Annotated in this window: 16 protein-coding genes; 4 read left to right on the top strand and 12 right to left on the bottom strand. The window is 70.2% G+C overall.

Annotated elements, in window-relative coordinates; all coding sequences use genetic code 11:
- The first annotated feature begins 6 nt into the window (after positions 1 to 6).
- Positions 7 to 618 carry a GNAT family N-acetyltransferase gene (locus ACFM35_RS08405; protein ID WP_378840835.1) on the top strand — a complete coding sequence of 204 codons (612 nt, stop codon included), beginning with the start codon at positions 7 to 9 and terminating at the stop codon, positions 616 to 618.
- 77 nt (positions 619 to 695) lie between these two features.
- Here ACFM35_RS08405 and ACFM35_RS08400 read toward each other — a convergent pair whose 3' ends face one another.
- The 8 genes from ACFM35_RS08400 to ACFM35_RS08365 all read right to left on the bottom strand — a co-directional run bounded on the left by ACFM35_RS08400 (position 696) and on the right by ACFM35_RS08365 (position 8,253).
- On the bottom strand, positions 696 to 1,151 hold the full coding sequence (locus ACFM35_RS08400; RefSeq protein WP_378840833.1) for a protealysin inhibitor emfourin: 456 nt from the start codon (positions 1,149 to 1,151) through the stop codon (positions 696 to 698).
- The gene (locus ACFM35_RS08395) at positions 1,135 to 2,199 is read right to left on the bottom strand and encodes a M4 family metallopeptidase (protein WP_378840831.1); all 1,065 of its coding nucleotides are present in this window, start codon (positions 2,197 to 2,199) and stop codon (positions 1,135 to 1,137) included. Before ACFM35_RS08395 ends, ACFM35_RS08400 begins: the two co-directional genes overlap by 17 nt.
- Positions 2,200 to 2,209: 10 nt before the next feature.
- The gene (locus tag ACFM35_RS08390) at positions 2,210 to 3,034 is read right to left on the bottom strand and encodes an ATP-binding cassette domain-containing protein (protein ID WP_378840828.1); all 825 of its coding nucleotides are present in this window, start codon (positions 3,032 to 3,034) and stop codon (positions 2,210 to 2,212) included.
- On the bottom strand, positions 3,031 to 3,828 hold the full coding sequence (locus ACFM35_RS08385) for an ATP-binding cassette domain-containing protein (protein WP_378840826.1): 798 nt from the start codon (positions 3,826 to 3,828) through the stop codon (positions 3,031 to 3,033). Before ACFM35_RS08385 ends, ACFM35_RS08390 begins: the two co-directional genes overlap by 4 nt.
- Entirely contained in the window at positions 3,825 to 4,703 is an 879-nt protein-coding gene (locus ACFM35_RS08380) for an ABC transporter permease (RefSeq protein WP_378840824.1), read from the bottom strand. Before ACFM35_RS08380 ends, ACFM35_RS08385 begins: the two co-directional genes overlap by 4 nt.
- The gene (locus ACFM35_RS08375; protein ID WP_378840821.1) at positions 4,700 to 5,650 is read right to left on the bottom strand and encodes an ABC transporter permease; all 951 of its coding nucleotides are present in this window, start codon (positions 5,648 to 5,650) and stop codon (positions 4,700 to 4,702) included. Before ACFM35_RS08375 ends, ACFM35_RS08380 begins: the two co-directional genes overlap by 4 nt.
- Positions 5,647 to 7,158: an ABC transporter substrate-binding protein gene (locus tag ACFM35_RS08370; protein WP_378840818.1), complete on the bottom strand. Its 1,512-nt coding sequence runs from the start codon at positions 7,156 to 7,158 to the stop codon at positions 5,647 to 5,649. The genes ACFM35_RS08375 and ACFM35_RS08370 overlap by 4 nt, the downstream gene beginning before the upstream one ends.
- Before the next feature lie 132 nt (positions 7,159 to 7,290).
- Positions 7,291 to 8,253 (bottom strand): alpha/beta fold hydrolase, encoded by a 963-nt coding sequence (locus ACFM35_RS08365; RefSeq protein WP_378840816.1) that lies wholly within the window; start codon positions 8,251 to 8,253, stop codon positions 7,291 to 7,293.
- Between the two features lie 124 nt (positions 8,254 to 8,377).
- Between ACFM35_RS08365 and ACFM35_RS08360 the strand changes: the two genes are divergently transcribed.
- From ACFM35_RS08360 to ACFM35_RS08350, 3 genes are all read left to right on the top strand, one after another.
- Positions 8,378 to 8,854 (top strand): carboxymuconolactone decarboxylase family protein, encoded by a 477-nt coding sequence (locus ACFM35_RS08360; protein WP_378840813.1) that lies wholly within the window; start codon positions 8,378 to 8,380, stop codon positions 8,852 to 8,854.
- Positions 8,851 to 9,576 (top strand): tyrosine-protein phosphatase, encoded by a 726-nt coding sequence (locus ACFM35_RS08355; protein WP_378840811.1) that lies wholly within the window; start codon positions 8,851 to 8,853, stop codon positions 9,574 to 9,576. The genes ACFM35_RS08360 and ACFM35_RS08355 overlap by 4 nt, the downstream gene beginning before the upstream one ends.
- Positions 9,577 to 9,641: 65 nt before the next feature.
- Positions 9,642 to 10,103: an SIP domain-containing protein gene (locus ACFM35_RS08350; protein ID WP_378840808.1), complete on the top strand. Its 462-nt coding sequence runs from the start codon at positions 9,642 to 9,644 to the stop codon at positions 10,101 to 10,103.
- Positions 10,104 to 10,126: 23 nt separating this feature from the next.
- Here the strand turns inward: ACFM35_RS08350 and ACFM35_RS08345 are convergent, their stop codons facing one another.
- The 4 genes from ACFM35_RS08345 to ACFM35_RS08330 form a co-directional block, all read right to left on the bottom strand.
- A complete protein-coding gene (locus ACFM35_RS08345) occupies positions 10,127 to 10,582 on the bottom strand; it encodes a Fe-S oxidoreductase (RefSeq protein ID WP_378840806.1) in 456 nt (151 codons plus the stop codon).
- Positions 10,579 to 11,430 (bottom strand): arginase family protein, encoded by an 852-nt coding sequence (locus tag ACFM35_RS08340; RefSeq protein WP_378840804.1) that lies wholly within the window; start codon positions 11,428 to 11,430, stop codon positions 10,579 to 10,581. Before ACFM35_RS08340 ends, ACFM35_RS08345 begins: the two co-directional genes overlap by 4 nt.
- A gap of 111 nt (positions 11,431 to 11,541) precedes the next feature.
- Positions 11,542 to 12,285, bottom strand: a complete 744-nt coding sequence (locus tag ACFM35_RS08335; protein WP_378840801.1) for a PspA/IM30 family protein — start codon at positions 12,283 to 12,285, stop codon at positions 11,542 to 11,544.
- 98 nt (positions 12,286 to 12,383) lie between these two features.
- Complete coding sequence (locus tag ACFM35_RS08330) at positions 12,384 to 14,408, bottom strand: TPM domain-containing protein (protein WP_378840799.1); 2,025 nt, start codon at positions 14,406 to 14,408, stop codon at positions 12,384 to 12,386.
- Positions 14,409 to 14,558 lie beyond the last annotated feature (150 nt).

Here is a 14,558-nt window from a genome sequence, read left to right as displayed (position 1 = left end):
TTCGGCATGCTCGAGGAGGAATACGACAGACCGCGCGTGTTGCCGCGCCACCTGCGCAGACGTCCCGCGCCCGAAGCGCCGTTCGCCTATACCATCCGGGCGGCTGAGCTCCGCGACATCCCCGACATCCGTGAAATCTACAACTACTACGTGACCAACTCGGTGGTCACCTTCGATGAGAAGCGCTGGACCCTCGCCCAGTGGCGCGAGAAGTTCGATCACCTCAAGAAGCTGAACATGCCGTTCCTCGTCGCGGAGTCACCCGCCGGTTCGGTGCTCGGATACGCGCTGGTGGCCCCGCTGTCGACGAAGTCGGCGTACCGCTTCAGCGTGGAGAATTCGATCTATCTCGGCCACGCGGCCGCGGGCAAAGGGCTCGGTCGCGCTCTCCTCGAGGCACTGATCACCGCCTCGGAGGAGGCGGGGATCCGAGAGATGGTCGCGGTCATCAGCGACAAGGGAGCGGAGGCGTCGGTCGCGCTGCATGAGAAGCTCGGCTTCGTCGAAGTGGGACGGATGGGCCGCGTCGGCTTCAAGTTCGGGCGCTGGCTCGGCACCATCTCGATGCAGAAGCACCTGAAGCCGCCGAAGAAGAAAAGCCTCTTCCGCCGCGAGTGACGGTCCCGGTCGGATCGCCGTGTCCGCATTGCGCATGATCCTCTGTCCGCGAACCGGCGAAACGTGCACACGCGGGGTCAACGGAGGGGTGGATGCGGTGCGGGGCCGGGCGACGGTGCAGGGCCGGGCGACGGTGCAGGGCCGGGCGCGGACGACCGCGCGGACGGGGGAGGCGTCAGGTCGCGCACCCCGTCTACGAGTTGCCGCCACGGGCCTTTCACCGCCTGCTCCGGCAGTTCGGCGTCCCGCTGCAGGGGCCCGTACTGGACGTGGATATGCCAGGTGTACCGGTCCGCCCCCTCCGCGGCATCCACCTCGTCGTCCCAGGGGCAGCTCTCGATCAGGGCGATCCATCGAGGTTCGGCGGTAGCCGGCGGTTCTGCCCGCCATTCCCGGCGAAGTCCTGCGATCCCGCCGGTGCGTACGACGATCACGACGACATCGAGCGGCGCAGCGGGGGACGACCCCGATGCGTCGTCGTCCGACGAGGGGGCGGATGCCGCGGCATCCGTCATGTCATGCGCTGGTGTCATCCTCCATCACGCCGACTCCGACCCACCCGGCGCGGATCGCATCGACGACCTCCGAGCTCTCACCGTACTCCTCGGTCGCGGCTGCCACCGTGGCGGCGGCGAACGCGTCGAAGTCGGCGGTGGGGGAGAGGTCGCCCGTGAGGGTGCGGTACCAGACCAGGCCCGCCCGCTCCCATGCGTTGCCTCCGAGAGTCGTCGCCGCCAGGTAGAAGGCGTGGTTGGGGATGCCCGAATTGATGTGCACGCCGCCGTTGTCGTCGGTCGTCTGCACATAGTCGTCCATGTGGGCGGGCTGAGGATCTTTCCCCAGGACGTCATCGTCATAGGCCGTCCCCGGGGCCTTGAGCGAGCGCAGCGCGTCGCCCTGGACGGCGTCGGTGAAGATGCCCTCGCCGATAAGCCAGCTGGCCTCATCGGCGGTCTGGGACAGGGCGTACTGCTCCACGAGCACGCCGAAGACGTCGGACAGCGATTCGTTGAGGGCGCCGGACTGACCCTGGTACTCGAGACCGCCCTCGTTCTCGGTGACGCCGTGGGTGAGCTCGTGCGCGATGACCGTCAGCGAGTTGGTGAAGCCCGTGAAGACCTCGCCGTCGCCATCGCCGAACACCATCTGCTCACCGTTCCAGAAGGCGTTGTCATAGTCGCTCCCATAGTGCACGGTGGCGAGCAGCGCGGCCCCGCTGCCGTCGATGCCGTTGCGCTCGTACGCCGCCCAGTAGAAGTCGAAGGTCTTGCCGAGACCATCGAAGGCCTCGTCGACGGCCTCGTCGCCCGTGGGCCCGTCGTCTTCGCCGCGCACCTTCGTCCCGGGCAGCTCCTCGCCGTTCTCCGCGTCGAAGACGGTGCGCTCCGGTGCGGGCGCCGACTCGACGACGAGAGTGCCCGGCTCTTCGATCGAGAGGCGCACACGCGTGCGGGGAGCATCGCGGTGCGGACCGGGAGCGGCCAGCGTCGCCCGGGCGGCCAGCGCGGCCTTGGCCATCGCCGGCTCCTGCACGGAGGCGATGCGTGCGAGCAGGTAGGGGGGAACGATCGCGTGCGTCATGTGTCCGAGGCTAGCCCGCCCCGGCGACATCCTCCCCCGCGCCGGGATCGATGACGGGGATGGAAGCGAGCAGGCTGCGCGTGTAGGCGCCCTGCGGCTGCAGCAGGACCTTCTCGGTCGGTCCCTCCTCCACGACACGGCCGTCCTTCATCACGATCACCTGGTCGCACAGGTTCTGCACGACGCCGATGTCGTGCGAGACCATCACGAGGGTCAGGCCCTCGAGCGCGCGCAGCGTTCCGATCAGCTCCAGGATCTGCGCGCGGACGGACACATCCAGCGCCGAGAGCGGTTCGTCGCCCACCAGCAGGCGTGGTCGGTGCACGATGGCCCGGGCGATCGCGATGCGCTGTCGTTGCCCGCCGGAGAACTCATGGGGGAACCGCTCGGCCATCTCTGGCTCGAGCCCGACCTGGCCGAGTGTCTCGCGCACACGGGAGCGACGATCGCCGTCGATGCCGAGCGCCCAGAGCGGCTCGCCGACGATGCGTCCGACGCTCATGCGAGGGTCGAGGGAGGCGTACGGGTCCTGGAATACGACGCCCGTACCGCGCCGAAGCCAGTGCAGATCGCGTGCCGACGCGCGGGCATCGACGGGCCGGCCGTCGAACTGGACGGTGCCCGACGTGGGGACGTCCAGCCCGAGGAGCAGACGCACCAGCGTCGATTTCCCGGAGCCGGACTCGCCGATGATCCCCAGTGCCGACCCGGCGCGGACGTCGACGTCGGCGTCGACGAGCGCGACGGTCTCGGTCTTCGGTGCGAACAGGGACGCGCGCGCGTGGACGTGGATGCGCCCGAGCCCGCGTCCGCTCAGGAGCAGGTCACCGCTCATCTCTCGTCCTCGATGCCCTGCGGCCGCCAGAGGGTCGCCGTCGCGTCGCGCAGCAGCCCGCGGGTGACGGTGGATGCGGGTGCCGTCAGGAGGCGCGAGATCGGGGCGTCCTCGACGACCCTGCCCCGATCCAGGACGACGCCGTGCGTGGCGATCTGCGAGAGCACGGCGAGGTCGTGGGTGATGAAGATGAGCGACATGCCGGTCTCCTCGACCAGCCCGTGCAGCAGCCGCAGGATCTCCGCCTGGATGGTGACATCCAGCGCGGTCGTCGGCTCGTCGGCGATCAGCAGATGCGGGCGGCAGGCGAGCGCCATCGCGATCGCGACGCGCTGGCGCTGGCCGCCCGAGAGCTGATGCGGGTAGCGTCGCACGATGTTCTCGGGGTCGGGGAGTGCGACGCGGGCAGCCTCGACCACCGCCCGTCGCATGGCCTCGCTCCGACCCGCGCGTTCGTGGATGCGGATGGACTCGGCGATCTGCCTTCCGACGGTCCGGATCGGGTTCAGCGCGGTCCGAGGCTCCTGGAAGACGATGCCGATCTCGTCGCCGCGCAGCCGGGCGAGTTCACGGTCGGGGAGTCCGATCAGCTCGCGGTCGTTCCAACGCACGCTGCCCTGCGCGTGCGCCCCGTCGGGGAGGAGACCCAGGACGGCGAGCGCGGTCAGGGATTTGCCCGACCCCGACTCTCCGATCAGCCCGACGCGAGCGCCGTCCGGGACGTCGAACGACACGCGGTCCACGACCGTGCGGCCGCCCACTTCTACCGTCAGATCGCGTACCGAGAGGCTCACGAGACCACCGCCGGTACATGGCGACGCGCATCGCCGGATGCCGCGTCCCGACGGCTGAGCGTCGGATCGGTGGCCTCCCGCAGCCCGTCGCCCAGGAGGTTGAGCCCGAGCACCGTGAGGGTGATCGCGAGACCCGGCCACACGACCGACAGGGGATGGACGCCGATGTAGCGCTGGACGTCGCTGAGGAGCAGCCCCCACGACGGGTCCGTGACCGGGGCGCCGAACCCGAGGTAGGACAGGCCGGCCTCCGCGAGGACCGCGACCGCCATGCCCCACGAGAGCTGGACGATGAACACGGGCGCGACGTTGGGCATGAGGTGCCGCCACAGGTTCTGCGCGGGTGTCAGTCCCGATGCGCGCCCGGCGAGAACGAAATCGCTCTGCAGCACCCGCCGCAGCTCCGGACGCGTCACGCGCGCGATGTTCACGCCGAAGCCGATCCCCACCGACCAGATGACCACCCACAGCGAACCGCCCCAGACGGCCGAGATCATCATCGCGATGATCAGGACCGGGAACGCGATGAGGATGTCGACCAGCACAGCGATCGACTCGCGCACCCACCGTGTGCCGAGGGCGCCGAGGGTAGCGAGTGCGACGCCGATCACGGTGGCGATCACGCCCGCGCCGATGGCGACGACGACCGTCGTGCGCGCACCGGCCATCAGAAGGCTCAGGATGTCTCGCCCCGAGCCGTCCGTGCCGAGGAGGTGCGGCCACCCCGGCGTCGCCCAGCGGTCGGCGAGATCGACCCGCTGGGGGTCGAACGGCGTCCAGACGAGTGACAGCACCGCGGTCAACGCCACGATGGCGACGACGAGGAGGCCGAAACGTCCGGTCGAGAGTCTCCACAGCCGACGCAGCCACGTCATGAGGCCTCCCGCTGACGGGGATCGATCAGTCGCTGCAGCAGATCGACCGCGAAACCGACCACGAGCACGAAGCCGGTCAGCGCGAGCAGCTCGCCCTGGACCTTCGGCAGATCACGCTGTCCGACGTCGGCGACCAGCATCCGTCCGATACCGGGGAGCGTGAACAGCTGCTCGATGACGACCGCGCCGACGATGATGCCCGCGACCTGCAGACCGAGCACGGTGATCACCGAGAGCGCCACGTTCGGAAGGCCGTGCCGGATGAGGGCCGTATTGCGGGTCAGGCCCTTCGCCGCGGCTGTTCGCACGTAGTCCTGCCCGACCGCCTGCAGGGTCGCGCTGCGGACGAAGCGCATGAGCAGGGCGCCCTCCACGATGCCGATCGTGAGCGCCGGCAGCAGCAGGGACCGCACGGCAGCCCCCGGATCCTGCCACCCGCCCCGCGGGAAGCCCTGCGCGGGCAGCCACCCGAGCCATACGGCGAAGACGATGACGAGCACCATGCCCGCCCAGACGACGGGCACGGCCGCGAGGGCCTGTGCTCCCACCGTCAGCGCGGTTCCGTCGGGCCTGCCGCGCCGCATCGCGGAGAGCACGCCGAGAGGCACGCTGATGAGCACCGCGATCGTCAGCGCCATGACGCCCAGAGGCACCGTGACCTGCGCCTTCTCCACGAGCTCGCCGCCCACGGACAGCCCGGACACGAGGGAGGTGCCGAGGTCCCCACGCACGACACCTGCGATCCACGAGAGGTACTGGCCGAGCAGAGGTTGGTTCAGCCCCAGTCCCTCGCGGATGGCGTCGACCTGCGCGGGAGTACCCTCGGTGCCGGCGATCAGCTGCGCGACGTCACCGGGCAACACCCGCAGCGACAGAAAGATCAGCGCGCTGGCGACGAGCAGCCCCACCAGGAGCAGGGCTGCTCGCGTCAGCGCGTAACGGATCACCCGGCCGAGACCGTGACGCCCGCGAGATCGATGCGGGAATTGATCGAGTCGACCGGGAATCCCTGCACGGTGGACTGCACGGCGGTCAGGGTGGCGCCGTTGTAGAGCCAGTCGGCGGCCATGTCCTCCGACACGATGCGCGCCGCCTGGGCGAGCAGGTCCGCGGAGGCGTCGGGGTCGACGGTGGCCAGCGCCTCCGCGTAGAGGGACTGCACCTCGGGGTTGTCGTAGCCGAAGTAGTAGTCGGGGTTCGCGAAATTGCCGATGTCACGGGGCTCGACGTGCAGCACGAAGCTGAGGTCGTAGTCGTGGTTCGTGTAGACGTCCTGCAGCCACGTCGTGAACTCGACGGACTTGACGGTGAGGTCGACTCCGACGTCGGCGAACGACGACACGAGGACCTGGGGCACGGTCGTGCCGTAGAACGACGGGATCGTGAGCGTGAGCTGCAGGTCTTCGGCGCCGGCCTCGGTGAGCAGCTGCTTCGCCCGATCGGGGTCGAAGGACACGACGTCGGAGAGGTCTTCGTAGCCCGGGTCGAGCTCGGGGATCGGTCCGTACAGCGTCTGCCCCGCACCGATGGCTCCGACGAGCGCGTCGTGGTCGATCGCGAGGCGCAGCGCCTCCCGCACCCGCTTGTCGTCGAGGGGCGCCTTCTTGTTGTTGAACGCCAGCAGGCCCTTGTCGGTCGTCTTGCCGGTGGTGAGCGTGAAGCCCTGCTGCCCGTCGAGTTGGGAGGAGAGCGTCGGGTCGACGGCGGTCAGAACGTCGAGGCTCCCGTCGAGGGCGGCGTTCACTCCCGCGGTGAAATCGGGGATGTACTGCAGCACGACTTCGGCGACACCGGCCGGAGTGCCCCAGTAGTCATCCCATCGGGTGAATTCGATGCTGTCGCCCTGGGTCCACTGCGCAAGAGTGAAAGGCCCCGTGCCGTTCTCGGCCGTCTTCATGTCGGTCGTGTCGCCGGCGCGGAAGATCAGCCCGGACGGACCCGTGAGGTTGAACAGGAAGTTCTGATCGGGGGCGGCGAGCGTGACCACCACGGTGTCGTCCCCGCCCGCGGCGATCGTCGAGACGCCCGCGAAGTCGGCGTGGCCGATGACCGTCTCATCGTCTTTCACCTGGGTCAGCGACGACACGACGTCATCTACCGTGAGCGGGTCGCCGCTGTGGAAGGTGACCCCGGGGGTGAGCGTGAAGGTGTACGTGAGGCCGTCGTCCGAGACCGTGTAGTCCGACGCCAGGGAGGGGGCGATCTGGTTGTCCTCGGTGCGGGTCACCAGGCCCTGGTAGATGTTGTCGATCAGCACCTGCTCGAGCGCCGCCCCGCTGGTGTGCCGGATGTCGAGGTTGGTGGGCTCGAGCACGAGGCCGACCGTCAGGGTGGCGTCGGCGTCGGGGGCGCTGCTGCCGCTCTGTGCGGGCTCGGCGCCGCCGGTGCAGGCGGTCAGCAGCAGTGCGCTCGCCGCGAGCAGCGCTGCAGCGGCGAGGGTGGAACGGCGGGGCATGGGGATCCTTTCGCAGGGGCCGCGCATCCCAGGGCTGTGGAGGATGCGGTTCGGCGACTCGAGTGCGCCTTACAGCCTAGAGTCACCGGCTCCGGGTCGCGGGCCGTGGCATCTCGCAACGACACACGGACGTCATCTCTTCCCGACGAGCTCCCGCAGCCGCCGTCCGAGGAGCGCGGGCAGCTCCTCCTGGACGTTGTGCCCCGAGGCGACGGTCTCTACTCGCGCGGCGGGCAGCCGTGAGGCGAAGTCGCGCGCCTCGATGTCGGTCACGTAGCCGTGGTCGCCGCGGATCAACGTGATCGGACGGGCCGTCGCGCCGAGGTCCTCCCAGCCCGAATCTCCATTCAGAACCGTGGCGACGGCGTCCGTCTCAGGGCGCGGCGCGTCGGAGGGCTCGCGATCGGATGCTGCGGCCATCGCGGCCGCGAGGTGGGCGAAGTGATGCTTCCATTCGACGCGGCCGTCGGGGCGCACGCGGGAGTTGAGGAACACGCCGCGTTCAGCGGACTGTCGCGTGCCGCCCAGCCCGAATGAGACGGCGCGGTCGACGAGTTCGTCTCGGGTCGCCCAATCCGTCGGACCCGCGAAGAACCGGCGGATCTGGGTGGCGTTGCCGTTCGGGTCGATTCCGGGGGTGATGTCGATGACGACGAGCTCGTCGACGAGATCCGGCCGGGATGCCGCGACCGCCGCGGCGGTCAGGCCGCCGAGCGACTGACCGACGAGCAGCTGCGGGCGGTCGGTCCATGCGTCCATCCCGACGACGACGTCGGCGGCGAGGGGGCGCGCGACGTACGCGAGATCGTCGCGCCAGGAGGAGTCGCCGTGGCCGGGGAGGTCGATCGCGAGCGCCGGCAGGCCGAGCGCGAGGATCGTGGTGTCCCATGTGTGCGCGTTGAGGCCGGCGCCGTGCAAGAACGTGACCTCGGGAGAGCGATCATCTCCCTGGGGGCGGAACCGCAGAGCGCTCAGCGTGCGCCCGTCCGGGAGGGCGACGCTCAGGCGCTCCACGTGGGGGAGTGGTCCCTCGATCCCGGCGTCCGCGGCCTGGGCCCCCAAGAAGGAGAATTCATCGACGTCTTCGGCGGTCATGCGGCTCCTCGTGCTGGTGGGCACCCGAGGGCGCGGCATCCATTCTGCCCCTTCGACCCTCCCGGACCGGTACGAGGGCGCACCCACCCGGCGCCGATGCCCTTGCCGGCTCTAGGCTGGCGGCATGACAGCAGAACGCCGAGTGCACCTGTCCCGTTCCGCGCCGGACGCGTACAAGGCGCTGGACGCGCTCTCCAAGACGGTGGGTGGGCTGGCCTCGGCCAACGGTCTCGACGACCGGCTGAAGGAGCTCGTGCAGATCCACGCGTCGCAGTTGAACGGCTGCGCCTATTGCGTCCGCATCCACGTGGATCGTGCGCTCACGGCGGGTGTCACCGTGGACGAGATCTCCCAGCTTCCCACGTGGGAGGAGTCGGGCGTCTTCAGCGAGCGGGAGCGCGCCGCTCTGCAGCTCGCGGAGGCGTTCACCTTCATCCACGAGGGAGGCGTGCCGGACGAGGTGTACGACCACGTCGGCGGCATCCTGAGTGAGGAGGAGTACGTGGCCCTCAGCTGGGTGCTCGTCTCGATCAACGCCTTCAACCGCCTCGTGATCGCGGGACGGTATCCGGTGCCGCCGGTGGGCGCGGCATCCGCGTGACCGCCGGATCGCTCATCTCGGGCGCCCTCAACTTCCGGGACGTCGGCGGGTTGCCCGCGGGCGACGCCGTGACCCGTTCGGGGGTGCTCTACCGGTCGGGCAACCTCGCGCAGGTCGACGACGCGGGAGCCGAGACCCTCCGCGCCCTGGGACTGCGACGCATCGTCGATCTACGCGACGACCACGAAGTGCGCTACGCCCCCAGCAGGGTCGAGGGCCTGGGCGTGGAGACGCAGCGCGTGCCGCTCTATGTCGGGTCGATCGAGTCGTTCTTCGAGCGGGACGCCTCGCTGACTGCCTTCTATCGCGAGATCGTGGAGGACTCGGCCGCGCAGGTGGCGGCCGTGGTGCGCGGCATCCTCGTCGACCAGCCGGTCCTGGTGCACTGCACGGCGGGTAAGGATCGCACGGGTCTCACCGTGGCCCTCGCCCTCGCTGCGGCCGGAGTGGATCTCGACGCCGTCGTCGACGACTACGCCCGCACCGAAGCGCTGCTCCCCGCGGCCCGCAACCGGCTCGTGGTCTCGCGGCTGCGGGCGCTGCATCCCGATTCCCGCCACGTCGAGGAGGTGGCGACGCGGTCGCCGGCGCCCGTCATGCGCGCACTGCTCGCACACGTCGCCGATACCCACGGAGGCGCGGCGGACTATCTCCGCGCCCACGGTCTCGGAGATGACGAGCTGGCCGAACTGCGGCGCGTGCTGGTCACGACGCGAGACTGAGAGTCCGGCCGTAAGACCGCAGACAAGGTTAGGCAACCCTTTGTCATGCGTATACTGGCCCTGTCATGCCTTCCACCGAGCACAACGCCAGCGCCTGCCGCACGTCGCGTCACGCGCGCGTCCAGCACCTCATCACGGCCGATGAATCGTCGCTCACCGAGCTCGAGGTCCTGCTGGCGACGCTCCCGATCTGCTCGACGGGCCGGGTCTTCATCGAGATCCCGGATGCCTCGTGGCAGACGGCCATCGCGGCGCCGGCCCGCATGACGGTGACGTGGCTGGACCGTTCGGCGCGTTCGGGTGCCGCCGGCACGGGGCGACTGTGCGCACCGGGGGCGGCACTGTCCCGTGCGGTGAACGCCTACGCCGACGAGATGCTGTGCGCGGAGGATGATCACACCCGGGTGTTCCTCCTCGGCGGCTATCTGGGTACCGCCGACATCGTCGACCACCTCACGTCGAGCCTGAGTGTCGCGAGCACATCGATACACACTCCCGAGCGCTTCGGATTCGCCACCGCTCGCTGAACAGAGTCGCCGCGGGTCGAGCGTCAGGAACCTCGCGGCACGTAGTTGCCGTCTTCCAGCCCCGCCTCGATCTCAAAGCGGTTCCGCAACGGATTCCGGCCGTCGAGGCTGTACAGCAGCGGCATGAGCAGTCCGTATCGGCGCCACTGACGTGCGTGCACGGCCTCGTGGACGAGGACCCGATCGGTCACGTCCGCTTCACCCGTCAGGTAGCAGTTGCCCACGCAGACGCCACCGCGACCGAAGGCCCAGGACGGCATACCGCGGAACACCCACAGTCCCTGGCGCTTCTGCACCCGTCCGGTGCTCCACAGCCCGCCCCATGTCCACCCGACAGCGCAGCCGTAGAGGTATCCGATGAAGCTGACGGGGGAATCGAGGAGGACCGCCGGGATGACCCGGTCGATCCGCCTGCCGCGCTGCACCCGGCGTTCGGCTTCGGTGCGCCACCCTGCGGGAGGCGCCGGGATGGGAGTCATGCGAGCGCTCCGATGATCCGCAGGATCGCGCCGAGGTCGTCGACCGCGGCGTCGGGCGATGCGGGGGAGAACTCGGTGATCGCTCCACCGACGAGCGGGGCGACCGCGCGGACGGCGGCGATGCTCGCCGTGAGGGTGGCGACGTCGACACCGAACGGCACAGGGTCGCTCAGGCCGCTGAGCGCCGACGGGTCCAGCACGTCGAGGTCGACGTGGACGAACACCCCCGATGCCCCCGCGTCTCGGACGGCGGCGGCCAGCGCGGCGGGCGTGAGCTCGTCGGCGCTGACGATCCGGACGCCGAGGCGCTCCGCGGCGTCCTGTTCCGCGTCGTCGGTCAAGCGCACGCCGGCGAGGATCAGCCGGCCTGCGGACAGCAGCGCCGAGTGCGGCAGGGCGTCGGCCACCCGGGGCACCGTGGCATCCACGACGGCGCGCGCGGCCATCGTGTCGAAGGCGCCCGTGGGCGAGGACTCGGGGTCGTGCAGGCCGGCGTGGGCGCTCAGCCACAGGACCACCACGCCCGGATCGACGGCGCCGCGTGTCGCGCCCGCCGTCCACAGGGCGCTCGTCGTGGCGACCCCGGCGTCCCCGCCGATGGTCACGACGGGCCCGTCGGAAACGCCGACCGACGTGAGGGCGTCGAGCTGCAGGCCGGACGTCTGATGGAGCGCGCTGAAGCGACGGATGCCGGAGTCCAGCGACTCCCCGGCCTCGAGCGGCACCTCGACCACGGTGGACCGCGCCCGGGGCAGATCCCCGGCGATCGCGCCGGCGCCGTCGACGAGCTGCATTGCGCGGGAGGACGAGGAACCCTGCCACTGCGGCACGACGATGAAACGGGTCATGCGTTCATCTTGCCCCACCGGCCGCGCTGCTCCGACGGTGACCACGCGCAGAGACGACCCGAGCCGGGTGCCCGGAGGGACACCCGGCTCGGGAGCGCGGCGAAGCGCAGGTTACGGCGCGGCGTCGATGGCGGCGCGCTCGGGCGTGCCGCCTTTCAGCGCAGCCAGGCGCGCCTCGACCTCGGTGAGCTCTCCGACGTCGTCGAGGCTGTTGAACTGTGCGTCCAGGCTCGACGCGGCCAGTTCCTGCTTGCCGGCGGCGAGAGCCTCCTGGCGACGGATCTTGTCCTCGAAGCGACCCAGCTCGCTCGTCGGGTCCATGACGTCGATCGACTTGACGGCATCGACGACCTTGATCTGCGCCTCGGCGGTCTTGGCGCGCGCGAGCAGCTCGGAGCGCTTCGACTTGAGTTCTTCGAGCTTGCCCTTCATGCCGTTCAGCCCGTCCTTGAGCTGATCGACCACCTGGGTCTGGGCGGCGATCTGCGGGGCGGTGGCCTTCGCCTGATTCTCTTCGCTGATCTGACGCTGCAGCGCGATCTTCGCGAGGTTGTCGAACTTGTCGGCATCGGCGGTGTTGCCGGCGGTGCGCAGCTGGTCGGCCTTGCGGCTCGCGGCGATCGCCTTGTTGCCCCACTCGGTGGCGGCCTGGACGTCCTCCGCGTTGTCGCGCTCGAGCAGACGCAGGTTGCCGATCGTCTCCGCGATCGCGGATTCCGCGTCGGCAATGTTGTTGGTGAAGTCGCGGACGAGCTGGTCGAGCATCTTCTGCGGGTCCTCGGCGGAGTCGAGCATCGCGTTGATGTTCGCCTTCATGAGGGTGGAGATGCGACCGAAGATGGATTGCTTTGCCATCGGGGTTCCTTCCTATCGGTGGTACGGGTTCATGGGACGAGTCGTGAGGATGTCGGGGCGTGAAGGCGGGCGGATGCTGCGCCCCCGGTGCGCGCGGGTCAGAAGCGTCCACCCCCGCGGCGGGAACGGGTACCGCCGCCGCCGAAGCTGCCCGGGCTCATGCCTCCGCCGGAGGAACGGCCGCCTCCGCCTCCGCCGAAGATGCCGCCCATTCCGCCGGAGGAGCGGCCGCCTCCTCCGCCGAGGAGGGAGTTGATGACGATCCCGCCGAGCACCGCGCCGAGCATGCCGTTACCGCCGCCTCCGCCCGTGGAGCCGCCGCCGAGCATCGAGCCGCCGCCGGAGAAGGCGCCGACGTCGTTCTGCGCGTACTGGATCGCCTGACCGGCCAGCTGGTTCGCGCGCTGCGCCTGCTGCAGAGCCTGATCGGGCGCCGAGCTCTGCAGCTGCTGCGCCTGCACGAGCGACGAGCCCGCCTCGGCGAGCCGTGTGCGCGCCTCGGCACCGACGGCGCCGCGGCGCGCGGTGATGTAATCCTCGGCGGCGGAGACCTGGGCCTGCGCCTGCAGGATGGACTGGCCGAGCATCTGACGCGTCCGATCGGCCTGAGCCGCGGCATCCCGCGCGCCCTGTACTACGCCATCGATCTGCGCGTTCGCCGCCTCGAGGCTCCGCAGAACGGCCAGCGGGTCCTTCACCGGACCTGCGAGCGCTGCCCGCCCGGCATCGACCCGCTGTCGCGTCGATGCGATGACCGGCGCGAGAGCGCCCTGGGGATCGAGCGCGGACGCGGTCGCGATGTCGGACTCGAGATCGGTGAGGAGGGCCCCGGCGCTGGACTCCTGCCCGGCGAGGTCGTTCTGCATCTTCGCGACGGCGTCTTCGAGCAGTCTCGCCTGCGAGATCGCCTCTTCGGCCGCCCGGATCTCGACGGCCGCCTCGCCGCCGTTGCCTGCGCCGATCGCGGCCTGCGCCGCCGTCAGGCGTTCATCCGCGAACGCGACGCGGTCGGCGGCCTGCGCCGGGTTGTCGGCGACGGTCGAGAGCGCGTTCGGGGTGTACGCGCCACCGAGCTGCGCGAGAAGCGCGCGCGCGCCGTCGATCGCCGAGGCGACCGTGTCGCGCTCGGCCTGCACTCGCGCGTACGCCTCCGGGGCGTTCTGCTCCAGCTTGCGCAGCTCGTCGAAGGCCGCGGCCTTGTCATCGAGCCCGTCGTTCGCCCGGGCGCACAGCGCGATGATCTGCTCGTTCCACGCCCTGGACTCCTCGGGTGTGTCCTCTTGTCCGTCATCGAGCTGCTGCTTGAGGGTGAACGCCTGGTTGAGGTCGGTCTTCGCCGACGCGATGGCCTGTTCGAACTCGCCGGTGGCGGCATCGCCGAACTGAGCGCGAGCGAAGCCGAGCTCCTGCTCGCTGGTCTTGACGGCGTCGTCCGTCGCGACGAGGGCCGAGGACGCCTGGCGTCCGAGCTCTTCGAGATCCACGGGCGGCGAGATCGCGGCACCCGGCGCCCCCGCACCGGCCTTCTTCCGACGGCTCCGCGTGACGAGGACGATCACGAGGATGATCACGACGACGACGAAGACGGCGACGAGCACCGCCGTGAGGGCGCCGCCGCCCGCATCACCCGCCGCTCCGCCACTGCCGCCGCTCGCGGCATCCGTCAGACCGTCGGCAGCGGCGTCGACGGCGCCGAGCCAGCTGCCGCTCTGCAGAGCGGGCTGCACGCGCTGCTGCTCGATCGCGCCGAGCGCTTCTTCGTCGACCGGCCCGGCGGAGTCGCCCGACAGGTAGAACTGGCGCGACTCGGTGGCGATCGCGAGAAGATACTGGGTCGGGCCGAGTCCGTTGTCCGTCGCCACCTGGTTGGCCCATCCCGCGGCGTCGGAGGGACTGGTGAACGTGTCGACGTAGACGACCCACAGGTCGAGTCCGGTGTCGGCTTTGAGCTGCTCGAGACGTGTCTGCGCGGCGGCCGCGTCGGAGGAGGAGAGGACGTTCACGTCGTCGAGGACGTAGCCCGCACCCAGTGACGGGGGAGCGGTCGCGAATGCGGACATCGCCGCCCCGCCGAAGACCATCGAGAGGGCCGCCACGAGCCCCACTGCCCACCGCGCGCGCATCGGTTCCTCTCCGCGAGGCCGAACACCCGCCTCCCTGCGAGTCTATTCAGACGGACGCGCACGCGGATAGCCGGACGCAGGGTACACAGGACCTTCTCACGGCACCGGCGGGTCGTCGTGGCGGGGCGCCGACGAAATCGTACGCTCGGC

This window comes from Microbacterium songi, assembly GCF_042747925.1.
GTDB lineage: Bacteria > Actinomycetota > Actinomycetes > Actinomycetales > Microbacteriaceae > Microbacterium.
This window is presented reverse-complemented; position numbering and strand designations above follow the sequence as displayed.